Below are 25,909 nucleotides of genomic sequence, written 5' to 3' on the forward strand. Positions count from 1 at the left end.
CCCGGGACCGGTTCCGCCGGTGACGAACCTTTAATTGCCAGCCAGTTAGCTCAAGACATGCCGAAACCGGTCCCGGGTCAAGCCCGGGACGACGCCGGCCGTCAGAACTGCCGCGTGCCCGTGGCGTCGCTTGCCTTGAACACCGGGATCTCCTCGACCGCCTTCATCATGACCAAGGGGATCTGCCGCTCGGTCGAGGCCTGGTAGTTCGCGTAGAAGGGGTGGCAATCGACCACGAAGTCCCACACCTTCTGCCGCTCCTCGCCCTCGGGCTCGCGCCAGGTGCCGCGGAAGGCCTGGGTGGCGACCTGGAACTCGACCTGGTCCATGTCGCGAATGTTGAGGTACCAGGCGGGGTGCTCGTCGGCGCCGCCCTTGGAGGCGACGATCACCACTTCGCCGCCGATGTCGGCATAGCACAGCGGGGTGATGAACACCTTGCCGCTTTTGCGGCCGACGTACTTGATCATGCAATGCGTGGCGAAGTTACGACCGCCGACCGGCGTGATGTCCATGATGTGGCCCTTGGCGCCGCCCGACTCAAGGTACATCTCACGATGCTCGACCACCCAGTCCTTGCGCGTTTCTCGGATGGCGGCTGACGTATCATCGCTCATGGCATGTCTCTCCTGTGCTTGCTTGCAAGGACACTTGCGCATCTCACGGCCGAGGCCAAGCGCTATGTACACGATCGCCATGGCGGTTACCGGACGGGTTTGCGCGAGCGTGCGAATAATGGGATAACCGCCGCAAAGCGGAACATGCTCGAGGAAGACCGATGGGTGAAGAGGCCAGGATCGTCGCGTCGGCGCAGGACCTGATGGAGCCGGTGAACGTTCCGGCCGAGGCTTACGTTTCGCCCGAGTACGCCCGGGCGGAGCGCGATCGCCTGTGGCGCAAGGTCTGGCTGCAGGCCGGGCGGATGGAGGACATCGCCGAAGTCGGCAGCTACATCACCTTCGACATTCTCGACGATTCGGTGATCATCGTGCGCACCGCGCCCGACACCATCAAGGCGCTGCACAACGTGTGTCCGCATCGCGGCCGCAAGCTGGCCGACGTGCCCCCCGGCAAGCGCAACGCGCGGGGGCGTCGGCCCAACTTCATCTGCGGCTATCACGGCTGGACCTTCGATCTCGAAGGCAGGAACACCTACCTCGAGCATCCGGACGACTGGCAGGGCAAGCTGTGCGATGGCCTCGCCGATGTCGGCCAGGTCAAGGTCGAAAGCTGGGGCGGCTGGATCTGGATCAACCTCGATCCGCAGGCCGGGCCGCTGAACGACTATCTCGAGCCGGCGATGACCATGCTGGATCCCTACCAGCTACAGAACATGCGCCCGCGCTGGCGCAAATGGGTGGTGTTCGAGTGCAACTGGAAGGTGGCGATGGAGGCCTTCGCCGAAACCTACCACGTCAACACCACCCACCCGGAGTTCATGGAATTCGGCCAGTTCCGTGGCTGGGCGCGCAACCAGGGCCTGCACTCCAACATCGGCTACGACGCGCCCAAGGGCCAGGAAGAGGACTCGGGCAAGCTGCGCCTCGGCGCGGGCGAGGACCCGCGGATCACCACGGCGGACATGCAGAACTTCACCTGGGCCAATGCCAACACCAACACCACGACGACGCTGGTCGCGGTCGCGAACCGCCTGAAGGACGAGCTGCCCGAGGGCACTCCGGCGGCCGAGGTCTCCAGGTACTGGATCCAGACGGCCCGCGCCGAGGACGAGGCGCGCGGCGTGGTGTGGCCCACGGTCGATCCGCAGCATACCTCGCAGGCCGGCACCGCCTGGCAGATCTTCCCCAACTTTCAGATCGGCCACGCGGTCAACAACATGCTGTGCTACATGGCGCGCCCCTACAAGGGCGACCCGGACAAGTGCATCTTCGAGGCCGCGGTCTACGAGCTCTACCCCGAAGGCCAGGCGCCCGAAACCGAGTGGGAGTACACCGAGCTTGCCGACTGGCCGCCGGTCCTGCAGCAGGACTTCGCCAACATGGCCGCGGTGCAGCAGGGCATGAAGAACGTCGGCTTCCGCGGTGCGCAGCTCAATCCCTACATGGAGCGCTCGATCGCCAGCCTGCACATGAACCTCGCGAGGTTCATGGGGACGGGCGCGCCGCTTCGGTATTGAGGCATTTGCGGATTTTGGATGCGGACGACGCCGCATCCAAACACCTCGTCGTCCCCGCGCAGGCGGGGACGACGCTTCTTGCGATGGACATGTGCCGCGACAACAAAAGCAAGCGGGGCCCCCGCCTGCGCGGGGGCGACGAGGGAGGATTTCAAGCTCACTCGTACAAATCTCAGAGGATAGATCCATGACCGCCATGCCCGTCGCGCACATCAGCTGGGCCTTGGCCGACAACGCCGAGCGGCCCGCGTGTGACGCGTTCTTCCAGGACGTGTTCGGTGCGCGTACGGTCTTCGAGATGCTGGAGACGCCTGAGACGGCCGGCATGGGGCTCGACCGCGAGGAGCGTCTGATGCTGGTGGGCGAAACCATGATCATCCCCATCGCGCCGGCGGGCGAGGGGGTGAAACAGACCTCGCCGCTCGGCAACATGCTGCGCCGCTCGGCCGCGCCGATGCGCTGGATCGGGGTCGCGCTGAAGGTGGCCAGCCTGGCGCAAGCGGATGCACGGCTCAGGGCGGCCCGGTTCGACCTGCACTACGATCCGGGTATGGAGAACCACTACTTCATCGTCGCCCGCCACCAGGCGCTCGGCATGCGGATCGAGGTGCTGGCGCAGGACCTGCCCAACGATCCGCGGCGAGATCCGGAGTGGCGTGCCGATCCGGCGGACAATCCGCTCGGCATCGAGGGACTGCAGGCGATCGGGCTTTCGGCACCGTCGGTGGGAGAGGCTCGGGCGATCTTCGGTACGCGCTTCGGCTGGCCTGAGCTGGGCGAGCGCGCGATGATCGAGGGCGCGGCGTTCGACATGGGTGATACCGTGCTGGAGGTACTGACCGGCAGCGAGGGTTCGGCCGTCGCCACGCACGCGCGGGAGATCAAGGGGATCTACCATCTCGTCTTCAAGGTGCGCGATGCGCGCGCCGCTGCCGCGAAGCTGCGCGAACGCGGCCTCGATCTGATCGGCGACGTGAGTGATCGTTTCGCCATCGCTCCCGAGCAGGCGCATGGACGGCTGATCTGGCTGACCGACGTGACTCCGGAGGGCTATCCGCCGGTCGGCTCACGCATGCACGAGTTCGCGCCCGCCTGAGCTGTCCTCCCCGGAACGGGCAGGGGGACCATGCGCAGCATGGTGGAGGGGAGTCTCGGCATCGGTGGAGGGTGCTGGCGGGTCCCTGCGAGGTTCGCTCGAGGACGCTAGTCCCCACCACCAGCTACGCTGGCGGTCCCCCTCCCCGGCCCGGGGAGGACAAGGGCAGATCCTCCCCTGCCAAGGGGAGGATCTCGGGCTCACTTCGCCTCGTTCACCAGGGTGAGCGCCTCGACGTTGGTCCAGATCTTGCCGCCCATGAAGCGCCAGACTTCCTGTCCTTGCGAGTTGTAGAGGATCGTCGTCGGCAAGGTCTGCACGCCGTACTTTGCGCCGAGATCGCCCTTGGGATCGATCCAGCCCTCCAGGTTGTCGCCGCCGCGTTCCTTGATGAAGGCGGCGACCTTATCGGTGCCGCTCATGTCCTGCGAGACGGTGACGACCCGCAGCTTGCCTTCCTTGATGTCGACCAGGCGATCCAGCGTCGGCAGTTCGACCACGCAGGGCGCGCACCAGGTGGCCCACAGGTTCACCAGCGTGGGCTGGCCCCGCAGCGAGGACAGCGCCAAGGTCTTGCCGCTCGCGTCCTTGAGCGTCATGTCCGGCATCGCTTCGCCCTTGTGCGAGCGATCGAGCACGCCGGACAGCTTTTCGCTCTTGGGCAGCTCCGAAGGAGTCTCGTCCGGTTGCACCTGCTCGGGGGTTTGCCTATCGCACCCCGCGAGCAGCAGAGCACAACTTAAGGCGACGAGCTTGAACGAGCGGGACGACAGCAAGGGCACAAGCTCCGAGAAAGCTTCCGGCGGAAACCAGATGTGGGGCGGGCGCTTCGCGGAAGGGCCCTCGGCGATCATGCGCGAGATAAATGCCTCGATCCCCTTCGACAAGGCATTGTGGCGCCAGGACATCCGCGCGAGCAAGGCGCACGTCGCGATGCTGGGCGCGATGCACATCGTCTCGGACGAGGATGCGGTCACCATCGAGCGCGGCCTCGACCAGGTCGCGGCCGAGTACGAAGTGAACGGCGTACCCGAGGACTGGGCCCTCGAAGACATCCACATGACCACCGAAAGCCGCCTGGCCGAACTGATCGGTCCGGCGGCGGGACGCCTCCACACCGCGCGCAGCCGCAACGACCAGGTCGCGACCGACTTCCGCCTCTGGGTGCGCGACGCCATGGACGAGGCGCAGGCGGGGCTCGAGGCGCTGCAAAGGGCGCTTGTCACGCGCGCCGGCGAGCACGCGGACAGCATCATGCCCGGCTTCACCCACCTGCAGACCGCACAGCCGGTGACGCTCGGCCACCACCTGATGGCCTATTACGAGATGATCGCGCGCGATCGTTCGCGGTTTGCCGATGCCCGTAAGCGGCTGAACAGGAGCCCGCTGGGGGCGGCGGCGCTGGCCGGCACCGGGTTCCCGATCGATCGCGAGATGACCGCGCAGGCGCTCGGCTTCGATGGCCCGACGGCGAACAGCCTCGATTCGGTGTCGGACCGCGACTTCGCGCTCGATTACCTGATGGCGGCCAGCCAGTGCGCGCTGCACCTCTCGCGCTTGGCCGAGGAGTTCATCATCTGGGCGAGCCAGCCGTTCGGCTTCGTTGCGCTGCCCGATTCGCTGTCGACCGGCAGCTCGATCATGCCGCAGAAGAAGAACCCCGACGCCGCCGAATTGGTGCGCGGTCACTCGGGGCGGATCACCGGCTGCCTGGTCTCGTTGATGATGACCATGAAGGGCCTGCCGCTCGCCTATTCCAAGGACATGCAGGACGACAAGCCGCCGGTGTTCGAGGCGGCGAGCCTGCTGGCGCTGTCGATCGCGGCGATGACCGGCATGGTCGCGGAGACGCGGTTCCGCACCGATCGCATGCGCGCCGCTGCCGAGCTGGGCTTCGCGACCGCCACCGACCTGGCCGACTGGCTGGTCCGCCAGGCCGACATTCCGTTCCGCGAGGCGCACCACATCACCGGCGCCGCGGTGAAGCTGGCCGAGCAGCGCGGAGTGCCGCTCGACCAATTGCCGCTGGAGGACCTGAAGGCCATCGACAGCCGCATCGACGCGCGCGTATTCTCCGCCCTCTCGGTCGAGGCTTCGGTCGCCGCGCGCAAGTCGCACGGCGGCACGGCTCCGGACCAGGTCCGCAAGCAAGTGGCCTTGGCGCGCGAAGCGCTGGGCCTGGAGTGACGACGATGCGTATCGCCTTGGCCTGCGGGCTCCTGATCGCGCTCTGTGCCTGCGGTTCACGCCAGGGACTTGCGCTCAAGGAAGGCCAGCAGCTGCCCCCCGCCCCCTACGGCCGCGAGGTGAAGCCGCTGCCCACCGAGCTGCTGCAGACGCCGACGCTGGCGATCCCGGAGCGCAGCGTCGAGCTGCGCACCCGCTCGGAGAAACGCGAGGACGATCCGTTCGACCTTCCGCCTCCCGAAGACAAGTAGAAGACCCTTGGACCATTTCGAACTCACGAACGGCGAGCTTCACGCCGAGCAGGTGCCGCTGGCCGCGATCGCGGCGGCGGTCGGCACCCCCGTCTACGTCTATTCGCGGGCCACGCTGACGCGCCATGCCCGCGTCTTCCGCGAGGCGCTGAGCGTGCTGCCGCGCGTGCACCTCGCCTTCGCGGTCAAGTCCAACCCGAACCTGGCCGTGCTCAAGCTGCTGGCGAGCGAGGGCTACGGCGCCGACGTCGTCTCGGCCGGCGAGATGCACCGCGCGCTCGCCGCCGGGATGCCGGGCGAGCACATCGTGTTCTCGGGCGTCGGCAAGACGCAGCGCGAGATGCACGAGGCACTGGAGGCAGGGCTCGGCCAGTTCAACCTGGAGAGCGAGGAGGAAGGTGTCGAGCTCTCCGCCATCGCCGCGGCGCGGGGCAAGCGGGCGGCGGCAACGCTGCGGGTGAACCCCGATGTCGATGCGCGCACCCATGCCAAGATATCGACCGGCAAGTCCGAGAACAAGTTCGGCGTTCCGTATGACCAGGCTGCCGGCATCTACGCGCGGCTCTCGGCTTTGCCGGGCCTGGCGATGCGCGGGCTCGACTGTCACATCGGCAGCCAGATCACCGACCTCGAACCCTCCCGCGCGGCCTTCACCAAGATGGGCGAGTTGATGGGGGCTTTGCGAGGACAGGGCCTGACCGTCACCCACATGGACCTGGGCGGAGGTCTGGGCGTGCCATACCGCGCCGGCGAGACGCTGCCCGGGCCTGCCGAGTACGCGGCGATGGTGGCCGAACTCACGCGCGATTGGGACGCGACGCTGATGTTCGAGCCGGGCCGGGTGATCACCGGCAACGGCGGCGTGCTGGTCACCGAAGTGATCCGGGTCAAGGCCGGCGCGGTGCATCCCTTCGTGATCGTCGATGCGGCGATGAACGATCTGGTGCGCCCGGCGATGTACGATGCCTGGCACGACTTCGCGGCGGTCCGGCCCACGGGGCAGCGGATGACCGCCAACATCGTCGGCCCGATCTGCGAAAGCTCCGACACCTTTGCGATGGCCCGCGACACCGATGCGGTGGGTGCCGGCGACCTGGCGGTGTTTCGTACCGCGGGTGCTTACGGCGCGACGATGGCCAACACCTACAACAGCCGCGCTCTGGTGCCCGAAGTCATGGTCGATGGCGACAAGTGGGCGGTGGTCGCCGAGCGGATCGAGCCGGCGACGATCCTCGCCGCCGAACGCGTGCCCGAATGGCTCTAACGCCATGATCGCCTCGCTTCCCCTGTTCCACCGTATAGCCGGTCAGCCGGTGATCGTGCTGGGAGCGGGCGAGGCGGCCGGGGCCAAGCGCCGCCTAGTCGAGCGGGCAGGCGGGCAGGTGGTCGACGACTTGCAGGACGGCATCGACAAAGGCGCGCGCCTGGCGTTCATCGCTCACGACGACGAGCAGAGCGGGCAAGCCGATGCGATCCGGGCGCGGTGCGCCGGCTTGCTGGTCAACGTCACGGACAAGCCGCAGCTGTGCGACTTCACAGTGCCGTCGGTGCTCGACCGCGCGCCGGTGCTGATCGCGATCGGGACCGGCGGCGCATCTGCCGGGCTCGCCAAGCAGCTTCGGCTGCGCCTGGAGGCGCTGCTGCCGCGATCGCTGGGCGCCTTGGCGGATATGCTGTTTGCCGGGCGCGGCGCCTTGCGAGCACGGTGGCCGGACGCGGGTGATCGCCGGCGGGCGCTCGATGCGGCGCTGGGACAGGGCGGTGCGCTCGATCCGCTCGATGAGCGCAGTGCGGAGCGGGTCGCTGGCTGGCTGAGCGGCGAGGGTGAGGGGCCCGGTGCTGCAACGGTCGAGATCGTCCTGCGCAGCGGCGATCCCGATGACCTGACTCTGCGGGAGATGCGCTGGCTCGGGGCTGCCGACGTGATCGCGCATGAGCCGGGGGTGCCGGAGGCGGTGCTCGATCGTGCTCGGGCGGATGCGATCCGTGTGCGGATCGGGCGAGATGAGACGGGTGACGGAGCTGGGTTGGTCGTTACGCTCAGGGTTTGACATGGGTTTCGCGCCATGTCCCTCTCAGGCACCGCCAGCCTCATCGTCGTCCCCGGCTTGACCGGGGACCGGCTTCGCAAAGTCGCACGCTGTCAGCATGCCGCTCGTGCGCTCAGCGTCTCAAGGCGAGGTTCATCGCTGCCGAAACCGGACCCGGGTCGAGCCCGGGGCGACGCGAGCGCCTACAGCGCCGCGTTGTTGTAGCAGTGCCAGGTAAAGATCGCCACGGCGCCGCGATGCGGCCGCCAGGGTTCGGCCAGTGCGCGCGCTTCCTTTTCGCTCGGCCGCGCCTCCAGGCCGAGGATCTTGTGCAGGCCGGCCTGGACGGCCAGGTCGCCTGCGGGCCAGATGTCGGGCCGTCCTTCGGCGAACAGGAGGTAGATCTCCGCAGACCAGCGCCCGATGCCCTTGATCTGCACCAGTTGCGCGATCGCGTCCTCGTCGTCGCCGGGCAGGTTGTCGAGGTCGAGCGTGCCCGCCACCACCAGCTCGCACAAGGACCGGGCATAGCCCTGCTTCTGGCGCGAGAGGCCGCACCCCCGCAAGGCATCGAACTCAGCGGCGAGCAGCACTTCGGGCGCCATCGTCTCACCCAGCAGCGCCTCCAGCTTGCCCCACACGGCGGCCGCGGAGGCGACGCTTACCTGCTGGCCGACGATGGTGCGCAGCAGCGTCGCATAGCCCGTGGCCCGGATGCGCGGCTCGGGGTAACCGGCGATCGCCAGCGCGCGTGCCATGCCGGGCTCACGGGCGGCAATCGCGTCCAGTCCGGTGCGCAAGGCGTCTGCAGATATGCCCATTCGATTCGCCTGCCTTGTCAAAGTCGGAGCCACCCACTAGCAGCCACCGGTGAAGGCTTGCAAAGGCCACCGGTGTGATACAACGTATATCACAACGCACTATCCGGAAGGGACGGAACAGCACCATGCCGCAGATTATCGTCGTGAATCAGTCGGGTGAAGAATCGAACGTCGAGGCGAGCGAAGGCCGCACACTGATGGAAGTCATCCGCGACAACGGCTTTGACGAGCTATTGGCGCTGTGCGGCGGTTGCTGCTCGTGCGCCACCTGCCACGTCCACATCGATCCGGAATACTTCGGCAAGCTCTCGCCGATGAGCGAGGACGAAAACGACCTGCTCGACAGCTCCGAGCACCGCAACGAATACTCGCGCCTGTCGTGCCAGGTGCCGATCACCGGCGTGCTCGAAGGCTGCAAGGTCACCATCGCGCAGGAAGACTGATCCAGCCCGATACTCCCTGCAAGGGGAGGTGGCAGGCGCGAAGCGATTGACGGAGGGGTGTCCCGCTGGCGGTTACACCCCTCCGTCACCTGCAACGCAGGCGCTCTCCCTCCCCTAGCAGGGGAGGATCTCGAGTTGGTGATTGCGCCGGGTCCTGCTTGTACCTACTTCACCGCCCATGACCGCGCCCGCTCGCACCGCTCCCAAGCCTCGCCTCTCCACCCTCGACCTCATCGGCAACACACCGCTGGTCCTACTTAAAGGGCCAAGCGAGGCGGCCGGGTGCGAGATCTGGGGCAAGTGCGAGTTCGCCAATCCCGGCGCCTCGGTGAAGGACCGGGCCGCGCTGTGGATCGTGCGCGACGCCGAGGAGAAGGGGCTGCTCCGGCCCGGCGGCACGATTGTCGAAGGCACGGCGGGCAACACCGGCATCGGCTGCGCGCTGGTCGCCAATGCGCTGGGCTACAAGACGGTCATCGTCATGCCCGAGACCCAGTCGCGCGAGAAGATGGACACGCTGCGCGCGCTCGGGGCCGAGCTGGTGCTGGTGCCCGCTGCTCCGTTCAGCAATCCCGGCCACTTCGTGCACACCTCGCGCCGCCTGGCGGAGGAGACGGAGGGCGCGATCTGGGCCAACCAGTTCGATAACATCGCCAATCGCAAGGCTCATATAGAGAGCACCGCGCCCGAGATCTGGGAGCAGATGGACGGGCGCATCAGCGGCTTCACCTGCGCGGCCGGCACCGGCGGCACCATCGCCGGCGTCGGCATGGGCCTCAAGGCGTTCGACGAATCGATCACCATCGCGCTGGCCGACCCGCACGGCGCCGCGCTCTACAATTATTACGCATGCGGCGAGCTGAAAGCCGAGGGCTCCTCGGTCGCGGAGGGCATCGGGCAGGGCCGGATAACCGCGAATCTCGAAGGGGCGCCGATCGACGCGCAGTTCCGCATCTCGGACCAAGAGGGCCTCGTCTGGGTCGGCCGGCTGCTGCAAGAGGAAGGCCTGTGCCTCGGCCTATCTTCCGGCATCAATGTCGCGGGCGCCGTGGCGCTGGGCCGGCAGCTCGGCCCGGACGCGCGTGTCGTGACGATCCTGTGCGATACGGGGTTCCGCTATCTGTCCTCGCTTTACAACCGCGAGTGGCTGGCGGCGAAGGGCCTGCCGGTCTTCCCATGGCTGGCGCAATAAGCTAACATCTCGTCGATGGCAGGTAACGCTCCGCCTCGCATTGTCGAGCCGATCACGACGCCGCAGCACTTCGCGCCGCCCACCGCGCGTGAGCTGCGGGCGCAGTCGATGCATCGCCTGCAAGTGGGGCTGTTCGGACTGTGCGCGATGCTGCTGATCGTGGGCTTGGCGAACATCATCATGGACCGTGCTCGCCTGACCGACACGCGCGAGCCCGTCGAGGAAGTGGTGGCAGCCGATGCGGAGCCCAAGAAGCCGGCGAGCGAGCCCCTGGCCGATATCGGCGTGGTTCCTGCGGCAGATCCCACCCCGGGCGTCCTCGCCTCTCCCGCACAGCAGACCGGAGCCGCCGCGCAGTAAGCGCCGGTTTGCGGCGCTTGCGCTTGGCCTCGGGCTGGTCGCCTGCGGGCCGAAGCCGAGTGCCGCTCCCCAACGCACTATCGGTTTGTCGAGCAGCCTGCCCTTGGTCTGGGGCGAAAGTGGGGATCTTCGGGGACAGCTGGCGAACGATGCGCCGCGGCACTGGGCCATGCGCACCGTGGAGGAGCAGGGCAGGGTGGTCCCGCTCGACAGTCTGGCGGGCCGGCGAGGCCTGCCTCTGCCGCAAGACGCGCTGCTGGTGCTGATCCAGCCCCGTCCGTTGACGCCCGACGAGAATGTCGCGCTCGATACCTGGGTGCGTGCCGGGGGGCACGTGCTTCTGTTCGCCGATCCTATGCTGACGGTGCACTCGGCTTTTGCGCTGGGCGACCCCCGCCGGCCGCAGGATGTCGCGATGCTCTCACCGATCCTGGATCATTGGGGGCTGTCACTGGAGTTCGACGACACGCAGCGTAACGAGGAGCGCTACCAGCAGGTTCGCGGCACCTCGATTCCCGTGAACTTGCGCGGGCAACTGCGGGTGTCGCCCGCTGGGGCGTGTCGGACGGAGGCGACGAAGCTCCTCGCCGACTGTCGCATTGGCAAGGGGCGCGCGGTGGTGATCGCCGACGCGGCCCTGTTCGATGGGGAAGATGCGGGACGGGTGGGCGCTTTTCGCGCCTTGATCAGTCTCGCGGCCAGCTGACGCGCTGCAAAGGCTGCGGAAAATAGAGGCTTGTAAAGGCTTCTAGCACCGGCTCTCGCAAGGCGAGCAGCGACGGCGCGTGATCGATGTCACACCACATGGGGATTGCGCGGGACCATCCACGTTGCAGACCCTTGGGCCTGCAAACTTCTGCCAAGCTTTGGATTTAACGGCGTCGACAGGCTACGTGTTGGCCTCGGCAGCCAGCGTCATGCGCCATCCTGACTCACAATCGACAGGTTTGGTACCGATCGTCCCCACTTTTCCCTTTTCGCCCCCGAGAGGGTGAGATAGAAGAATCATCAATCGGAAAGCCCGAACTCTTCCGTGACTCGCGAAGTCGCGGAACGTCCGCTTGCGCCCATGCGCAGGTGAGGCGGAGCGCGGCTGTTTTTCGGGACGGGGCACTTTCGGGGAATTGGTCGAATCTGATGGCGGGGCAGCCGTTGATCTACAGGGGGCAGGGCTTCTCGCTTCGACGCGACAAGAACCGCTTCGTGCTGCCCAACCTGTTTCGCGGCACCGTCAAGGCGTCGAGCGGCGACAAGCCGATCCTGTGCCTCGCCAAGCACGAAAGCTGGAACTGCCTGGTCGGCTACGGCCTGTCGCGCACCCAAGAATTCGAGGAGATCATCGAGCAGGAGCGCCAGTTCGCCATGCAGGCGGGCCTCCCCTTCGATCGCGACATGAAGGCGATGACCCTCTACAATTATCACGAAATTCCGTTCGACGGATCGGGTCGCTTCGTCCTGCCCGAGGACCTGGCGATCCTGGCCGAAGTGGAAGACCAGCTCTACTTCCAGGGCGCGGGCCAGTACTTCTTCGTCTTCGCCCCCGACGCGCTCGCCGCCATGACCGAGCCCCAGTTCAAGGGCGCCCAGGTCTCCTGCGCCAGCCTGGCCAAGGCCGAGCTGAAAAAGGCGGCCGGCAAGTGAGCGCCCCCGATGCTCCCCACATCCCCGTCCTCCTTGAAGAGGTCGTCGCCGCGCTGCGCCCCGCCCCGGGCGCGGTGATCGTCGACGCCACGTTCGGGGCGGGCGGCTATACCCGGCGCCTGCTCGACGCCGGGGCCACCGTGCATGCCTTCGATCGCGACCCCGATGCGATCGCGGCGGCGCGGGGCAATCCTGCAGGCTGGCCCGAGCTGCACCAGGAGGCACCCCGCCTCGTCCTGCACCCGCGCCGCTTTTCCGAAATGGTGGAAAGTCTTGCTGAGCTGGGGATAGCCCGGGTCGACGGCATTGCGATGGATATCGGCGTGTCCTCAATGCAGTTGGACCAGCCCGAGCGGGGCTTTGCCTTTTCCACGAACGGCCCGCTCGACATGCGCATGAGCCAGGAGGGCGAGTCCGCGTCCGATTTCCTCAACTCCGCCGAAGAGAGCCGCATCGCCGACGTGCTCTATACCTATGGCGAGGAGCGCCAGTCGCGCCGTGTCGCCCGTGCGATCGTCGCCGCACGGCCACTGGAGACGACCGAGGACTTCGCCCGGGTCGTGAGGAAGGCGCTGGGCTATCGCCCTCACGTCAACAAGGGGCCAGCGCCCAAGGACCCGGCGACGCGCAGCTTCCAGGCGATCCGCATCCACGTGAACGGCGAACTGGACGAGCTCGACGCCGGACTGGTCGCGGCCGAGGCGCTGCTCAAGGCCGAGGGGCGTCTCGCGGTGGTCTCGTTCCACTCGCTCGAGGATCGCGTCGTGAAGCAGTTCCTGCGCGAGGCCAGCGGGGCGACCGCCTCGACCTCACGCCACCTGCCGATGAGCGCGCCGGCCGAAGTGCCGACATTCGCCGACGTGTCCAAGGCGATCCGGCCCAGCGAGGCCGAAGTCGCCGCCAATCCCCGTTCCCGTTCCGCCACCCTGCGCAGCGCCGTGCGTACCCCTGCTCCTGCACGCCGGAGGAAAACCGCATGAATCTCACTCGCGATCGCGTCCATTCGATCGGTTGGATGACCGTGCTGCTGATCTGCGGCGCGCTCAGCCTTGCGTTGATGCTGCGGGTCAATGCGGTGAAGAGCCAGGTGGCGGGATCGGAGAAGCGAATCGCCTATCTGCAGCGCGACCTCGATTTCCTCGAGACCGAGTTCCAGACGCGCTCCAACCAGCAGCAGTTGAAAACGCTGAACGATGTCGAATTCGGGTACGAAGCGCCGCGTGCCGAGCAGTACATCGAGGGCGAGCGCCAACTGGCTGCCCTGGGCAAGGCGCCGGCGCCGGGCGCGCCGCAGCCGATCCGCTATGCCAGTGCCGACACGCCGGAGGATGGTGACGGCCAAGCCGGCGGGTTGCTGGCGATGGTCTCGCCCGTGACCGGCATCGCCCCCGCGCAGGCGAACGCGGCTGCCAGGAAGCCCGAAGCGGACGTCCGGGAGCAGGACGAAGCCAAGGCGCTGGCCCGTGACGCCCGCAGCCTGCGCAAGCGGCTGGCGCGTATCGAACTCGCCGGCGGCGTCCAGTAAGTGGCGACACGCGCGATCTCGCCGGAGGGCCTTGCCGCCGTCCGTCCCGGAGTGGTGCGGCCGCAGACCGCGCCACGCCTGGCGTTCGTGAACCCCGATCCGATCCGGCCGGCGGTGCCGCTGTCGACCGGGCGGCACAAGCTCGCCAACGTGCGCCAGAAGGCGCTGGTCGTCGCCAAGTGGCGCGCGCTGTGGGTGCTGGCCGGCTTCGCGCTGCTGGCGACGTGCGCGCTGATCCGCCTGACATACCTGGGCGTGACCGGCGGCACCGTGCAGCGCTTCGACATCGCCAGTCTGCTGATGCCGTCGCGCGGGATCATCGTCGACCGCAACGGCGCGCCGCTCGCGCGCGACTTCCACGTCTACTCGCTCTGGTTCAATCCCAAGGCCATGACCGAAGGCTCGCCGCTGATCGGCAAGCCGGCCGATGTCGCGGCGCGGCTCCACGCGATCTTCCCCGACCTCGACGTGCGCAAGGTGACGCGCATGTTGCAGACCGGAACGCCCGGCTACTTGCGCAAGTCGATCCTGCCCGAAGACGCCAACCGCGTGCACGCTCTGGGCGAGCCCGCGCTGGAGTTCCCGCAGGAGACGACGCGCTTCTATCCGCAAGGCTCCACCGCGGCGCACGTGCTCGGCTTCGTCGACAGCTACGGCAACGGCAAGGTCGGCATGGAGGAGTTCTTCGACAAGCGCCTCAAGTCCGACGAGGGCCGCGCCGCGCCGATGTCGCTCTCGATCGACGTGCGCGTGCAAGGTGCTCTGGAAGACGAGCTCGGCCGCGGCATGGCGCTTTCGGCCGCGAAGGGCGCGGCGGGCGTGGTGCTCGACGTCGACACCGGCGAAGTCCTGGCGCTGGCATCGTTGCCCTCGTTCGATCCCAACAAGATCGACCGTGCCTCGACGCCCAACATCTTCAACCGCGTGACCAACCAGGTCTACGAACTGGGCTCGACCTTCAAGCCGATCACGGTGGCGGCCGCGCTCGATGCCGGGACGATCACCAATCTCGGCCGTCGCTGGCCTGCCGCGCCGCTGCACGTCGCGGGCTTCACCATCCGCGACAGCCACGCGATGGGCGCCTCGCTCAACGTGCCCGAGACCCTGATGCACTCGTCCAACGTGGTCACTGCGCAGATCGCCGACGAGCTGGGCGGCGCACGCATGAAGAAGACCATGGAAGCGCTGCACATGAACGCGCGCCCGACCATCGAACTGCCGGCGCGAGGCTTCCCGATCTGGCCGTCGGGGCAGTGGCCGCGCCTGCGCACCATGACCGTGTCGTATGGTCACGGTATCGCGGTGACGCCGCTCCACCTCGCTTCGGCTTACGCGGCGCTGGTGAACGGCGGTATCTATCGCCCCGCGACGCTCGCCAAGCTCGAGCCCGGCCGGGTGCCGCGGGGCGAGCGGGTGTTCACTGCGGCGACAAGCGCGCGCATCCGTCAGCTGTTGCGCATGATCGTTTCGTTCGGCACTGGCCGCAAGGCCGACGCTCCCGGCTTCCGCGTGGGCGGCAAAACCGGCTCGGCCGAAAAGCCGGGCGCCGGCGGCTACCAGCGCCACTCGCTGATCGCCACGTTCGCCTCGGCCTTCCCGATGGACCACCCGCGCTATGTCGTGATCGCGATGATCGACGAGCCGCAGGGCACCGCCGCCACCTCGTTCCAGCGCACCGCTGCCTGGAACGCGGCGCCGGTGATCAGCCGCGTCGTTCCCCGCATCGGGCCGCTGCTCGGCATCATGCCCGACGAGACCCGCGACATCGACATCAGCGACCTGAAGCCGCTGGTGCCCGGGGAGGCGAAGGAGTGAAGCTTGCTGCCCTCGCCCAGGCAGCCGGACTGACGCTCTCCCAAGGGGGAGAGGCGAACGTCACCGGCTTCGCGATCGACCACCGCAAGGTCGCGCCGGGCACGGTGTTCGGCGCATTTCCCGGTGCGCGCGTGAATGGCGAGGACTTCATCGCGGCCGCTATCAAGGCGGGTGCCGTCGCCATCGTCGCGCGACCCGAGGCCAAGGTCGAGGGCTCGGTTCACTTCGCCGATGCCGAGCCGCGCCGGGCGTTCGCCAGGCTGGCGCAGGGCTTCTTCGTGCCCGTGCCCGAGACGCTGGTCGCGGTGACCGGCACCAACGGCAAGACCTCCACTGTCGAGCTCACCCGCCAGCTGTGGCGCATGGCGGGCCTTCGCGCCGCCTCGATCGGCACGCTGGGCGTGACCACCAGCGACGAGAGCGTGTCGACCGGCCTCACCAGTCCCGACATCGTCACCTTCCTGTCCAACATGACCGGTCTGGCGCGCGAAGGCGTGAGCCACGTGGCATTCGAGGCTTCCAGCCACGGACTGTCGCAGTTCCGCAGCGAAGGCCCGCGCGTGGCCGCTGCCGCCTTTACCAACCTCAGCCGCGACCATCTCGATTACCATGCGACGATGGACGACTACTTCGCAGCCAAGATGCGGCTGTTCGACGAGGTGGTCGCAGACGATGGCACGGCTGTCGTCTGGGCAGACGACGCCTGGTCCGCCCAGGCGATCGCCCATGCCGAGCGGCGCGGGCTCAACCTGTTCACTGTCGGTGAGCAGGGCAAGCAGCTGCGTTTGCGCTCGCGCACCGCCACCGCGCTCGGCCAGACGCTGCAGGTCGAGTACCTGGGCATGACGGTCAAGATCGACCTGCCGCTGATCGGCGCCTACCAGGCCGCCAATGCGATGGTCGCCGCCGGCCTCGTGCTGGCGACCGGCGGTGCGCCGGCGCAGACCTTCGATGCCATGAAGCGGCTGCAGACGGTGCGCGGTCGGCTGGAGCGGGCGGCGGTTTCGGCCAAGGGTGCGCCGATCTACGTCGATTACGCGCATACGCCGGACGCGCTGCAGGCCGCCATCGCCGCGCTGCGGCCGCATGTCACCGGCCGGCTGATCGTCGTGTTCGGCGCGGGCGGTGACCGGGACCAGGGCAAGCGGCCCGAGATGGGCAGGATCGCCTGCCGCAACGCAGATTCAGTGATCGTCACCGACGACAACCCGCGCGGCGAAGATCCCGCCGCGATCCGAGCCATGGTGCTCGCCGGGTGCGCCGAAGGGGCAATGGAAATCGGAGATCGCCGCGATGCCATCGGCGCGGCGATCGTCGAGGCCAGCGGCGGGGACGTGGTTCTCGTCGCTGGCAAGGGGCATGAACAGGGGCAGGTGGTTGGCAGTGGCGCGCATGCGCGGGTGCTGCCGTTCGACGACGTAACGGTCGCCAGGGAAATGTCTGGCGCGACCTCTATCCCCTTGGGAGAGCATTGAAATGACTGCCATCGCCCGCATCCTCGAATGGCCCGTCGAAGCGACCGACGAGACGCCTCTCGCCCTGTGGGATGCCGAAGGCATCGCGCGGGCGGTGAAGGGCACCGCAAGCGCCGATTTCCTCGCGTCCGGCGTCGAGATCGACAGCCGCGACGTGCAACCCGGCGACCTGTTCTTCGCATTGAAGGGCGAGAGCATGGACGGCCACCGCTTCGTGGACATGGCTTTGGCCAAGGGCGCCGCGGCGGTCGTGGTCGATCGTCCGGTCGATGGTCCGCACATCCTGGTCAAGGACACGACCGAGGCGCTGGTTCGCCTGGGCGCGGCAGCACGCGCGCGGGGCCGGGGCAAGATCATCGGCGTGACCGGCTCGGTCGGCAAGACCGGCGTCAAGGAGTCGATCTTCGCCGCGCTCGATCGCGCCTCGCACGGCGACGCGCACCGCTCGGTGAAGAGCTACAACAACCACGTCGGTGTGCCGCTCAGCCTCGCTCGCATGCCGGCGCGAGCTCGCTTTGGCGTGTTCGAGATGGGCATGAACCACGCGGGCGAGATCAGCGCGCTGACGCGTCAGGTCCGCCCCGACGTGGCGGTGATCACCACCATCGCGCCCGCGCACATCGAGATGCTCGGCTCGGAAGAGGCGATCGCCGACGCCAAGGCCGAGATCTTCGAGGGCCTGGAGCCCGGCGGCGTCGCCGTGATCCCGGCCGACAGCCCGCACTTCGAGCGGCTGAAGACGGCAGCCGACAAGCTGGGCGTCACGGTCGTGTCGTTCGGCAAGGCAGACCATGCCAACGTCCGGCTGCTCGATGCCGTCTCGGCGATCGGGGGTGGCTCGCTGGTGACCGCCGACATGGGCGATCGCCGCGTGTGCTACACCGTCGCCTCGCCCGGTGAGCATTGGGTGATCAACTCTCTTGCGGTTATGGCCGCGGTCCGCGCGGTGGGCGGGGACCTCGGCGCCGCGGGCGTCGCGCTGGCCGAGATGGAGGGTCTGGCCGGCCGCGGCGCCCGCCTGGAGATCGACATCGACGACGATGTGCCGCCAGGGCAGGCTCTGCTGATCGACGAGAGCTACAACGCCAATCCCGCCTCCATGCGCGCCACCCTGGCGCAGCTCGGCCGCACCCCGGCGCGCCGCCGCATCGCGGTGCTCGGCGCAATGAAGGAACTGGGCAGCCATGGTCCCGATTACCACGCCGCGCTCGCCGCGCCCGTGCGCGAGGCCGGCGTCGACTTTGCCGTGCTGGTGGGGCCCGAGATGCAGCCGCTTGCGGACGAACTGGGGAAAGCCGTTCCCAACGCGCTTGGCAAACCGGTGGCCTTCGCGCATGCCGGATCGGTGCAGGACGCGGTGGACACCTTGCGCAGCTTCGGGCTCGAACGCGATGACGCGATCCTGGTGAAGGGATCGAACTCGGTCGGCCTGGCGGCGCTGGTCTCCGCGCTCGGCAAACGCGAAGGCTAAGACGTGTACGGAGCGACCCTCGTCAGTGCGAGCGCAGCAAGGCAATCAACGGCGGTTTGCACCGGCCCTGGATTGCCGCAAGGCTGCGCCGCCCGCAATGACGAAGCCGGGTGGCTTACGGCGCTCTGTACAAAACGCTCGATTTAGGTCGCACCACCCCCAATGCTGTACATCATCGCAGACTGGTTTCACTTCGAAGGGGTCTCCAACCTCTTCCGCTACCAGACGTTCCGCTCGGGCGCCGCGCTGATGACGGCGCTGGTGATCGGCCTGATCATCGGTCCCAAGTTCATCAACATGCTGCGCGTACGGCAGGGCAAGGGTCAGCCGATCCGCGCCGATGGGCCGCAGACGCACCTGGCCAAGCGCGGCACGCCGACGATGGGCGGGCTGATGATCCTGATCTCGCTGGTCATTTCCATGCTCTTGTGGATGGACCTGACGAACCCGTTTGTCTGGGCCTGCCTGGCGGTGACCGTCGGCTTCGGGGTGATCGGCTTCCTCGACGATTACGACAAGGTGACCAAGCGCCACCATGCCGGCTTGTCGAGCAAGCTGCGCCTGGTGCTGGAGTTCATCGTCGCGGGCATTGCCGCGTTCATCATCGTCCAGCAGCTGAACACCAACCTCTACGTGCCCTTCCTGACCGGGCGCTACATTCCGCTGGGTCCGTTCTACTACGTCTTCGCAGCGATCGTGATCGTGGGCGCGGGCAACGCGGTGAACCTGACCGACGGGCTCGATGGGCTGGCGACGATGCCCGTCATCATCGCCGCGGGCACTTTCGCGATCATCGCCTATCTCGCCGGCCGCGCCGACTACGCGGAATACCTGGGCATCCCGCACGTTCCGCGCGCCGGCGACCTCGCCATCCTGTGCACCGCGATCATGGGAGCGGGCCTCGCATTCCTGTGGTTCAACGCGCCGCCTGCTGCGGTGTTCATGGGAGACACCGGCAGTCTGGCTCTCGGTGGAGCTCTGGGCGCCATTGCCGTCGCGGCACACCACGAGATCGTGCTTGGCATCGTCGGCGGCCTTTTCGTGCTCGAAGCCCTGTCGGTCATCATCCAGGTGTTCTTCTTCAAGCGCACGGGCCGTCGCGTGTTCCGCATGGCGCCGATCCACCATCATTTCGAGCAGCTCGGCTGGGCAGAGTCGACCGTTGTCATCCGCTTCTGGATCATATCGATCGTTCTTGCGCTGCTGGGTCTCTCGACGCTGAAGCTGCGGTAACGGCGCCGCCGTGCTGGTCTCCTCTGCATTCGCCGGCAAGCGGTACGCCGTGCTCGGGCTCGCGCGCTCGGGGCTTGCCGCAGTCGAGACATTGCTGGCGAGCGGCGCCCACGTCATGGCGTGGGACAATCGCGAGGAACCCCGCGCGGCACTTGCCGATCGGGTCGAACTGAACGATCCCACCAGCGCCGAACTCGCCGGGTACGACGGCGTGGTCGTGTCGCCCGGTATCCCGCTCAACCGCCATCCCATCGCCGAAGCCGCCGCGCAGGCGGGCATCCCGGTCATCGGGGATATCGAGCTCTTCGCGCAAACCCGGGCCGACCTGCCGCCGCACAAGGTCGTCGGCATCACCGGCACCAATGGCAAGTCGACCACCACTGCGCTGGTCCACTACCTGCTCGAAAGCGTCGGAGTGCCCGCGCTGATGGGCGGCAACATCGGACTGCCGATCCTGGGGCAGGAGCCGCTTCCTGCAGGCGGTGTCTACGTGCTGGAGCTGTCCAGCTACCAGATCGACCTGACGCAGACCCTCGACTGCGACGTGGCCGCGCTGCTCAACATTTCCCCGGATCACCTGGACCGCTACGAAGGCTTCGCTGCCTACGCCGCCTCCAAGGCGCGGCTGTTCACGATGCAGAGCGCGGATCATCATGCGGTGTTCGGGATCGGCGACGACGACACCGCCGCGATCGCCGGCATGCAGGTGACCCGGCACGAGCCCGGCCGCGTCCACTTCGCCGACGGACGTGATCTGGCGAGCCTGCAGAAGGACTGGCCCTCGCTGCAGGGGCCACATAACCTGCAGAACGCCGCCGTGGCCGTCGCCATCGTCGAAGCGCTGGGGCTCACCCGCGAGCAGTGGCAGGCGGCCATGCCCAGGTTCCACGGGCTTCCACATCGCATGGAGCGTGTGGCCGAAGCCGGTGGCGTGCTGTTCATCAATGACAGCAAGGCGACCAACCCCGCTTCCACCGCGCCGGCCCTGGCGGCGTTCCCGCCCGCGCCGAACCGGCGTATCCACTGGATCGTCGGTGGATTGCCCAAGGGCGAGGACCTCGACGAGTGCCGTCCCTTCTATGGCAACGTCGCGGCCGCCTACACCATCGGCGATGCCGGACCCCTGTTCGCCGAGCTGCTCAGCCCGCACATGGCGGTGGTCCGCAGCGAGATGATGGCCGAGGCGATCCGCGAGGCGATCGCGCGCGCCGTGCCGGGAGATGTCGTCATGCTATCCCCCGCCTGCGCCAGCTTCGACCAGTTCCGCGATTACGAGGCGCGGGGCGACGTGTTCCGACAGATCGTGACGGCGCTGACCGAAGGCGACGCGCCCGCCGCCGATGGAGACAGCTGATGGCGAGCACCGCACCTGCCGCCTCCATCGCCACCGGCAATGCCCTCGTGCGCTACAATCGCAGCCGACGCAGTGCGTTTGCGATCTGGTGGCAGGAGATCGACCGGGTGACGCTCGGCCTCGTCCTCGTGCTGATGGCGATCGGCACCGTATCGGTCGCGGCCGCCTCGCCGGCGAGTGCGCGCCGCTTGTCCACCTCGGCCAAGCACCTGTCGGACCTGCACTTCTTCGCGATCCACTTGCGCTGGCAGGCGCTCGGGCTGGTCGCGCTGTTCGTCAGCTCGACCCTGTCCAAGGACACCGCGCGCCGGCTCGGCATCATGGTTTCCGGCGTGATGATCGTCGCGCTGATGCTGGTGCCGTTCATCGGCGGCGAGGTGAACGGCGCGCGGCGCTGGATCAACCTGGGCATCTCCATCCAGCCCTCCGAGTTCCTCAAGTGCGGGTTTCCGATCCTGCTCGCTTGGATCCTCTCGTGGCGCGTGCGCGACGGCAAGATCCCGGTCATGCAGGTGACGATCGGCCTGATGGGCCTGATCGCGGTGCTGCTGATGGCGCAGCCGGACTTCGGCTCGACCATGCTGTTTGGCGCCACCTGGTTCGTGCTGATCCTGCTGTCGGGACTGGACGTGAAGCGCATCATCGCTGCCGTCGGTGCGGGCCTGGTGGGCATCACGTTGGCGTACTTCTTCTACGAGAACGGACGCAACCGCATCGATGCGTTCCTGGGCGGCGGCAGCGCCTACGATCAGGTCGCGCTGGCCGAGCGCACGCTGCTCAACGGCGGGTGGCTGGGCACCGGGTTCTGGATGGGCACGCGCAAGCTCTCGCTGCCGGAGGCGCATACCGACTATATCTTTTCCGTGATCGGCGAGGAGTTCGGCCTGTGGGTCTGCGGCGTGGTGATCCTGCTCTACAGCGCCATCATGGTCCGCTCGATCATGCGGCAGGTGCGTGAGGACGATCTGTTTACCGTGCTCGCCGGCGTTGGCCTTGCCGCGCAGTTCGGCGGCCAGGCGTTCATCAACATCCTGGTGAACCTGCAGCTCTTCCCGTCCAAGGGCATGACCCTGCCGCTCGTCTCGTACGGCGGTTCGTCCACCGTGGCGATGTGCACGTGCCTGGGATTGCTGCTGGCCATCACGCGCAGAAACCCGTTTATCGAGCGCGAGCGCTTCTCGCTCAGCGATGTCGGAGATGTGTCATGACAGGCGTGAGCCGCCACTACGTGCTGGCTGCCGGAGGGACCGGGGGGCACCTGATCCCCGCCTTTGCGCTGGCGCTGGAGCTGGAGAAGCGCGGTCATCATGTAGCCTTGATCACCGACGAGCGCGGCGCGCAGATCCCCGGCAAGCCCGAGAGCCTGCCCGCGCACATCCTGCCGCCCGGCCGGATCGCCGGACTTAATCCGCTGGGCTGGCTGAAGGGCGCCAAGGGCGTGATCGAAGGCCGGCGCATGGCGCTGCGCCTGTTCGAAAGCTTCCAGCCGACAGCAGTCGTGGGCTTCGGCGGCTACCCCGCGCTGCCGACCATGTTGGCGGCGCGCGCGGCCAAGATCCCGACGATCCTGCACGAGCAGAATGCGGTGCTCGGCCGCGTGAACCGCTTCTTCGCCAGCCGCGTCGATGCGATCGCGACGTCTTTCGCGCAAGTCGACCGGCTCGATCCCAAGCTTGCGGACAAGGTCACGCTGGTGGGCAACCCGGTGCGCGAGGAGGTGCTGGCGCTGCGCGAGGCGCCGTTCCCGATGTTCACCGGTGAGAGCCTGCTGCGCATCCTTGTAACCGGCGGCAGTCAAGGCGCTCGCGTCCTGTCCGAAGTGGTGCCCGATGGACTGGCGATGCTGCCCACCGCGCTGCGCTCGCGGCTCCAGGTGATCCAGCAAGCGCGGGCCGAGGATATCGAGGCGGTCCGCCATCGCTATGCCACGCACGGCATCCCCGCCGAGCTTGCGACCTACTTCGAGAACATGGCCGAGCGGTTGGCCGGCGCGCACTTGTTCATCGGCCGCGCCGGGGCCTCGACCATCGCCGAGCTTTCGGCGGTCGGTCGCCCGGCGATCCTGATCCCGCTGCCCATCGCCACCGACGACCACCAGGCCGCCAACACGCGCGAGATCGTCGCGGCCGGTGGCGCGCGCGCGATCCGGCAGGAGAAGTTCACCGCCAGCGAACTCGCCAAGCAGATCCAGGCCATGGCCCAGCATCCCGAAACCCTCGCCAACGCCGCGCACGCTGCCTGGAACTGCGGCTACCCCAACGCAGCCAAAGATCTCGCCGATCTGGTCGAGAGCTTCGGCGGCGCGCCGATGATGGACGTGATCCGCATGGGCGCGAAGCCGGCGACCACCAAGAGCAAGGAAGCGCTGGCTCTGGAGGGCGCGGAATGAAGGGCGTCGCGACCGATATCGGCACCGTGCACTTCGTCGGCATCGGCGGCATCGGCATGTCCGGCATCGCCGAGGTCATGCACAACCTGGGCTACACCGTGCAGGGCTCCGACATCGCCGAGGGCTATGTCGTGGAAGGCCTGCGCGCCCGCGGCATCACCGTGATGATCGGTCACGCCGCGCAGAACGTCGCGGATGCGGCGGTGGTGGTCACTTCCACGGCGGTGAAGCGCGACAATCCCGAGGTCGTCTACGCGCTGGAGCACCGCATCCCGGTCGTCCGCCGCGCCGAGATGCTGGCCGAGCTGATGCGGCTGAAAAACACTGTCGCGGTCGCCGGCACCCACGGCAAGACCACCACCACCTCGATGGTCGCCTGCCTGCTCGAAGCCGGCGGTGTCGATCCCACCGTCATCAACGGCGGAATCATCAACTCCTACGGCTCCAATGCGCGGCTGGGCGCGAGCGACTGGATGGTGGTCGAGGCGGACGAGAGCGACGGCTCGTTCCTGCGGCTGGACGGCACCATCGCCGTCGTCACCAACATCGATCCGGAGCACCTCGAGCACTACGGCAGCTTCGACAAGGTGAAGGATTGCTTCGTCGAGTTCATCGAGAACGTGCCCTTTTACGGCGCGGCGGTGCTGTGCATCGACCATCCCGAAGTGCAGGCGCTGATCGGCAAGGTGCGCGACCGGCGCGTGATCACTTACGGCTTCTCGGCCCAGGCCGACGTGCGCGGCGAGGCGGTGACGCCGGTGCCCGGCGGTAACCGCTTCGACGTCGTCGTCCGCGAGCGCGATGGCGAGCAGCGCCGGATCGATGGCATCGAGCTGCCGATGCCAGGGCGCCACAACGTCCAGAACGCACTCGCCGCGATCGCGGTGGCCATCGAGATGGGCTGCGACGACCAGATCGTGCGCGGTGGCTTTGCCGGCTTCGGCGGGGTCAAGCGGCGCTTTACCAAGGTCGGCGAAATCAACGGCGTTACCGTGATCGACGATTATGGCCACCACCCGGTCGAGATCCGCGCCGTGCTGGCAGCGGCGCGCGAAGGCGTACGGGGCAGGGTGCTCGCCGTGGTGCAGCCGCATCGCTATAGCCGCCTGCGCGATCTGATGGAGGAGTTCCAGACCGCCTTTAACGATGCCGACGCCGTCTATGTGACCCCGGTCTATGCCGCTGGCGAGGCGCCGATCGACGGCGTCGATGCCGACGCGCTGGTGGCCGGCCTCAAGGCGCGTGGTCATCGCGATGCGCATGTGGTCGGCGGCGCGGACGAACTGGCGGAGGCTTTGGCGCGGGTGGCTCGGCCCGGCGACATGGTCGTGTGCCTGGGCGCGGGCGACATCACCAAGTGGGCGGCGGGGCTTGCCGGGGCGATCGGCGAGCGAGTAACGGCGTGAGCCAGCATCCCGCCTCCTCTGATTCCAACCCCACCTCCGTTCGTGTCGAGCGAAGTCGAGACACGTTGGCGCTGGATCCACATGTCTCGACTGCGCTCGACACGAGCGGGGAGGGGGCGCTCGGTGCGAGGGGCAAGCTGACCCCTCAGGCACCCCTGGCTCCGCTGGTGTGGTTCAAGTCCGGCGGCGCGGCCGAGTGGCTGTTCGAGCCCAAGGACCTTGCTGACCTGCAGGACTTTCTCCGCCAACTCGATCCTGCCGTGCCGGTCATGGCACTGGGGTTGGGCTCCAACATGATCGTGCGCGATGGCGGTGTGCCCGGAGTGGTGGTGCGCCTCGGCAAGGCCTTCGCGCAAGTGCGCCGCCTGGACGAGGTCACGCTGGAATGCGGCGGCGGCGCCTCGGGCATACTGGTTTCGTCCACCGCGCGCGACGCCGGTATCGCCGGGGTCGAGTTTCTGCGCTCTATCCCCGGTACGGTCGGCGGGTTCGTGCGGATGAACGGCGGCGCGTATGGCGGCGAGGTCAAGGACATCCTGGTCGACTGCGACGTGGTCCTGCGCTCGGGCGAGCTGGTGACGCTGGACAATGCCGACCTTGGCTACACCTACCGGCACTCGCAGCTTCCCGAGGGCGCGATCGTCGTGGCCGCGCGCTTCAAGGGCCGATCCGGTGAGCCCGCGGCGATCCAGGCGGAAATGGACCGCATCTCCGCCAGCCGCGAAGCCTCGCAGCCATTGCGCTCCAAGACCGGCGGATCGACCTTCAAGAACCCGCAAGGCCACAAGGCCTGGGAACTGGTCGACCGCGCAGGATGTCGCGGGCTCACGCTCGGCGGTGCGCAAGTGAGCGAGAAGCATACGAACTTCCTGATCAACACCGGCGCCGCGACCAGCGCCGAGATCGAGGCGCTCGGCGAGGACGTGCGCCGGCGCGTGAAGGACATCTCGGGCGTGGAGCTTGAGTGGGAGATACAAAGGGTGGGTACGAAGTGAGTGACGCGTGGCATGTCCTCCCCGAGACGGGGAGGGGGACCGCCGGCACGGTGGTGGAGGGGACTCTCGGCATCGAGCAGCCTTTCGT

25 protein-coding genes are annotated in these 25,909 nt (G+C 67.7%); 22 read left to right on the forward strand and 3 right to left on the reverse strand.

Annotated elements, in window-relative coordinates; all coding sequences use genetic code 11:
- Positions 1-101: 101 nt before the first annotated feature.
- Positions 102-617 carry a nitroreductase/quinone reductase family protein gene (locus tag HNO88_RS08645; protein WP_184244133.1) on the reverse strand — a complete coding sequence of 172 codons (516 nt, stop codon included), beginning with the start codon at positions 615-617 and terminating at the stop codon, positions 102-104.
- 161 nt (positions 618-778) lie between these two features.
- On the opposite strand from HNO88_RS08645, the gene HNO88_RS08650 reads away from it, so the two are divergent.
- Both HNO88_RS08650 and HNO88_RS08655 read left to right on the forward strand, forming a co-directional pair.
- Positions 779-2,137 (forward strand): aromatic ring-hydroxylating oxygenase subunit alpha, encoded by a 1,359-nt coding sequence (locus HNO88_RS08650; protein WP_184244135.1) that lies wholly within the window; start codon positions 779-781, stop codon positions 2,135-2,137.
- 187 nt (positions 2,138-2,324) lie between these two features.
- Complete coding sequence (locus HNO88_RS08655; protein ID WP_246381413.1) at positions 2,325-3,233, forward strand: VOC family protein; 909 nt, start codon at positions 2,325-2,327, stop codon at positions 3,231-3,233.
- A gap of 200 nt (positions 3,234-3,433) precedes the next feature.
- Here HNO88_RS08655 and HNO88_RS08660 read toward each other — a convergent pair whose 3' ends face one another.
- Entirely contained in the window at positions 3,434-3,925 is a 492-nt protein-coding gene (locus HNO88_RS08660) for a TlpA family protein disulfide reductase (protein ID WP_312857026.1), read from the reverse strand.
- Between the two features lie 121 nt (positions 3,926-4,046).
- Here HNO88_RS08660 and argH point away from each other — a divergent pair, with 121 nt between their 5' ends.
- From argH to HNO88_RS08680, 4 genes are read left to right on the forward strand one after another with little or no spacing between them, the layout of a single operon-like run.
- Positions 4,047-5,420 carry an argininosuccinate lyase gene (gene argH / locus HNO88_RS08665; protein ID WP_184244139.1) on the forward strand — a complete coding sequence of 458 codons (1,374 nt, stop codon included), beginning with the start codon at positions 4,047-4,049 and terminating at the stop codon, positions 5,418-5,420.
- 5 nt (positions 5,421-5,425) lie between these two features.
- On the forward strand, positions 5,426-5,671 hold the full coding sequence (locus HNO88_RS08670; RefSeq protein WP_184244141.1) for a hypothetical protein: 246 nt from the start codon (positions 5,426-5,428) through the stop codon (positions 5,669-5,671).
- A gap of 7 nt (positions 5,672-5,678) precedes the next feature.
- Positions 5,679-6,935, forward strand: coding sequence for a diaminopimelate decarboxylase (gene lysA / locus HNO88_RS08675; RefSeq protein WP_184244143.1), 1,257 nt, complete (start codon positions 5,679-5,681; stop codon positions 6,933-6,935).
- 4 nt (positions 6,936-6,939) lie between these two features.
- Positions 6,940-7,722: a precorrin-2 dehydrogenase/sirohydrochlorin ferrochelatase family protein gene (locus HNO88_RS08680; RefSeq protein ID WP_184244145.1), complete on the forward strand. Its 783-nt coding sequence runs from the start codon at positions 6,940-6,942 to the stop codon at positions 7,720-7,722.
- Positions 7,723-7,904: 182 nt separating this feature from the next.
- On the opposite strand, the gene HNO88_RS08685 is transcribed toward HNO88_RS08680, so the two are convergent.
- Positions 7,905-8,522, reverse strand: a complete 618-nt coding sequence (locus HNO88_RS08685) for a DNA-3-methyladenine glycosylase family protein (protein ID WP_184244147.1) — start codon at positions 8,520-8,522, stop codon at positions 7,905-7,907.
- 125 nt (positions 8,523-8,647) lie between these two features.
- Here HNO88_RS08685 and HNO88_RS08690 point away from each other — a divergent pair, with 125 nt between their 5' ends.
- The 16 genes from HNO88_RS08690 (at position 8,648) to murB (ending at position 25,821) form a co-directional block, all read left to right on the forward strand.
- Positions 8,648-8,965, forward strand: coding sequence for a 2Fe-2S iron-sulfur cluster-binding protein (locus tag HNO88_RS08690; RefSeq protein WP_184244149.1), 318 nt, complete (start codon positions 8,648-8,650; stop codon positions 8,963-8,965).
- 178 nt (positions 8,966-9,143) lie between these two features.
- A complete protein-coding gene (locus HNO88_RS08695) occupies positions 9,144-10,157 on the forward strand; it encodes a cysteine synthase A (RefSeq protein ID WP_184244151.1) in 1,014 nt (337 codons plus the stop codon).
- A 15-nt stretch (positions 10,158-10,172) separates the two neighbouring features.
- Positions 10,173-10,517, forward strand: a complete 345-nt coding sequence (locus HNO88_RS08700; RefSeq protein WP_221419905.1) for a hypothetical protein — start codon at positions 10,173-10,175, stop codon at positions 10,515-10,517.
- Positions 10,518-10,686: 169 nt separating this feature from the next.
- Entirely contained in the window at positions 10,687-11,223 is a 537-nt protein-coding gene (locus HNO88_RS08705) for a DUF4350 domain-containing protein (RefSeq protein ID WP_184244153.1), read from the forward strand.
- A gap of 431 nt (positions 11,224-11,654) precedes the next feature.
- Positions 11,655-12,158 carry a division/cell wall cluster transcriptional repressor MraZ gene (locus HNO88_RS08710; RefSeq protein WP_184244155.1) on the forward strand — a complete coding sequence of 168 codons (504 nt, stop codon included), beginning with the start codon at positions 11,655-11,657 and terminating at the stop codon, positions 12,156-12,158.
- A complete protein-coding gene (gene rsmH / locus HNO88_RS08715) occupies positions 12,155-13,138 on the forward strand; it encodes a 16S rRNA (cytosine(1402)-N(4))-methyltransferase RsmH (RefSeq protein ID WP_184244157.1) in 984 nt (327 codons plus the stop codon). The genes HNO88_RS08710 and rsmH overlap by 4 nt, the downstream gene beginning before the upstream one ends.
- Positions 13,135-13,683 (forward strand): hypothetical protein, encoded by a 549-nt coding sequence (locus HNO88_RS08720; protein WP_184244159.1) that lies wholly within the window; start codon positions 13,135-13,137, stop codon positions 13,681-13,683. The genes rsmH and HNO88_RS08720 overlap by 4 nt, the downstream gene beginning before the upstream one ends.
- 87 nt (positions 13,684-13,770) lie before the next feature.
- Complete coding sequence (locus HNO88_RS08725) at positions 13,771-15,498, forward strand: peptidoglycan D,D-transpeptidase FtsI family protein (RefSeq protein WP_376768765.1); 1,728 nt, start codon at positions 13,771-13,773, stop codon at positions 15,496-15,498.
- Entirely contained in the window at positions 15,495-16,973 is a 1,479-nt protein-coding gene (locus HNO88_RS08730; RefSeq protein ID WP_184244161.1) for a UDP-N-acetylmuramoyl-L-alanyl-D-glutamate--2,6-diaminopimelate ligase, read from the forward strand. Before HNO88_RS08725 ends, HNO88_RS08730 begins: the two co-directional genes overlap by 4 nt.
- A gap of 1 nt (position 16,974) precedes the next feature.
- Positions 16,975-18,444, forward strand: a complete 1,470-nt coding sequence (locus HNO88_RS08735; RefSeq protein WP_184244163.1) for a UDP-N-acetylmuramoyl-tripeptide--D-alanyl-D-alanine ligase — start codon at positions 16,975-16,977, stop codon at positions 18,442-18,444.
- Positions 18,445-18,606: 162 nt separating this feature from the next.
- Positions 18,607-19,677, forward strand: coding sequence for a phospho-N-acetylmuramoyl-pentapeptide-transferase (gene mraY, locus HNO88_RS08740; RefSeq protein WP_184244164.1), 1,071 nt, complete (start codon positions 18,607-18,609; stop codon positions 19,675-19,677).
- 10 nt (positions 19,678-19,687) lie between these two features.
- Complete coding sequence (gene murD, locus HNO88_RS08745) at positions 19,688-21,031, forward strand: UDP-N-acetylmuramoyl-L-alanine--D-glutamate ligase (RefSeq protein ID WP_184244166.1); 1,344 nt, start codon at positions 19,688-19,690, stop codon at positions 21,029-21,031.
- Positions 21,031-22,239 (forward strand): FtsW/RodA/SpoVE family cell cycle protein, encoded by a 1,209-nt coding sequence (locus HNO88_RS08750; RefSeq protein ID WP_184244168.1) that lies wholly within the window; start codon positions 21,031-21,033, stop codon positions 22,237-22,239. The genes murD and HNO88_RS08750 overlap by 1 nt, the downstream gene beginning before the upstream one ends.
- Positions 22,236-23,420, forward strand: a complete 1,185-nt coding sequence (gene murG / locus HNO88_RS08755; RefSeq protein ID WP_184244170.1) for an undecaprenyldiphospho-muramoylpentapeptide beta-N-acetylglucosaminyltransferase — start codon at positions 22,236-22,238, stop codon at positions 23,418-23,420. Before HNO88_RS08750 ends, murG begins: the two co-directional genes overlap by 4 nt.
- Entirely contained in the window at positions 23,417-24,826 is a 1,410-nt protein-coding gene (murC, locus tag HNO88_RS08760) for a UDP-N-acetylmuramate--L-alanine ligase (protein ID WP_184244172.1), read from the forward strand. The genes murG and murC overlap by 4 nt, the downstream gene beginning before the upstream one ends.
- Before the next feature lie 71 nt (positions 24,827-24,897).
- Positions 24,898-25,821: a UDP-N-acetylmuramate dehydrogenase gene (gene murB / locus HNO88_RS08765; protein ID WP_184244402.1), complete on the forward strand. Its 924-nt coding sequence runs from the start codon at positions 24,898-24,900 to the stop codon at positions 25,819-25,821.
- The last annotated feature ends 88 nt before the right edge of the window (positions 25,822-25,909 follow it).

Origin of the sequence: Novosphingobium chloroacetimidivorans (assembly GCF_014204535.1) — a bacterium.
Lineage (GTDB): Bacteria > Pseudomonadota > Alphaproteobacteria > Sphingomonadales > Sphingomonadaceae > Novosphingobium > Novosphingobium chloroacetimidivorans.

What these genes read in the sequence shown, in the direction of transcription:
- mraY (WP_184244164.1), top strand. Translation starts at nt 18,607, where the DNA reads ATGCTGTACATCATCGCAGACTGGTTTCACTTCGAAGGGGTCTCCAAC.
- HNO88_RS08700 (WP_221419905.1), top strand. Translation starts at nt 10,173, where the DNA reads ATGGCAGGTAACGCTCCGCCTCGCATTGTCGAGCCGATCACGACGCCG.
- HNO88_RS08680 (WP_184244145.1), top strand. Translation starts at nt 6,940, where the DNA reads ATGATCGCCTCGCTTCCCCTGTTCCACCGTATAGCCGGTCAGCCGGTG.
- HNO88_RS08710 (WP_184244155.1), top strand. Translation starts at nt 11,655, where the DNA reads ATGGCGGGGCAGCCGTTGATCTACAGGGGGCAGGGCTTCTCGCTTCGA.
- HNO88_RS08705 (WP_184244153.1), top strand. Translation starts at nt 10,687, where the DNA reads ATGCGCACCGTGGAGGAGCAGGGCAGGGTGGTCCCGCTCGACAGTCTG.
- murC (WP_184244172.1), top strand. Translation starts at nt 23,417, where the DNA reads ATGAAGGGCGTCGCGACCGATATCGGCACCGTGCACTTCGTCGGCATC.
- HNO88_RS08650 (WP_184244135.1), top strand. Translation starts at nt 779, where the DNA reads ATGGGTGAAGAGGCCAGGATCGTCGCGTCGGCGCAGGACCTGATGGAG.
- HNO88_RS08750 (WP_184244168.1), top strand. Translation starts at nt 21,031, where the DNA reads ATGGCGAGCACCGCACCTGCCGCCTCCATCGCCACCGGCAATGCCCTC.
- HNO88_RS08670 (WP_184244141.1), top strand. Translation starts at nt 5,426, where the DNA reads ATGCGTATCGCCTTGGCCTGCGGGCTCCTGATCGCGCTCTGTGCCTGC.
- HNO88_RS08720 (WP_184244159.1), top strand. Translation starts at nt 13,135, where the DNA reads ATGAATCTCACTCGCGATCGCGTCCATTCGATCGGTTGGATGACCGTG.
- HNO88_RS08655 (WP_246381413.1), top strand. Translation starts at nt 2,325, where the DNA reads ATGACCGCCATGCCCGTCGCGCACATCAGCTGGGCCTTGGCCGACAAC.
- HNO88_RS08645 (WP_184244133.1), bottom strand. Translation starts at nt 617, where the DNA reads ATGAGCGATGATACGTCAGCCGCCATCCGAGAAACGCGCAAGGACTGG.
- HNO88_RS08695 (WP_184244151.1), top strand. Translation starts at nt 9,144, where the DNA reads ATGACCGCGCCCGCTCGCACCGCTCCCAAGCCTCGCCTCTCCACCCTC.
- HNO88_RS08735 (WP_184244163.1), top strand. Translation starts at nt 16,975, where the DNA reads ATGACTGCCATCGCCCGCATCCTCGAATGGCCCGTCGAAGCGACCGAC.
- HNO88_RS08685 (WP_184244147.1), bottom strand. Translation starts at nt 8,522, where the DNA reads ATGGGCATATCTGCAGACGCCTTGCGCACCGGACTGGACGCGATTGCC.
- murG (WP_184244170.1), top strand. Translation starts at nt 22,236, where the DNA reads ATGACAGGCGTGAGCCGCCACTACGTGCTGGCTGCCGGAGGGACCGGG.
- HNO88_RS08690 (WP_184244149.1), top strand. Translation starts at nt 8,648, where the DNA reads ATGCCGCAGATTATCGTCGTGAATCAGTCGGGTGAAGAATCGAACGTC.
- argH (WP_184244139.1), top strand. Translation starts at nt 4,047, where the DNA reads ATGTGGGGCGGGCGCTTCGCGGAAGGGCCCTCGGCGATCATGCGCGAG.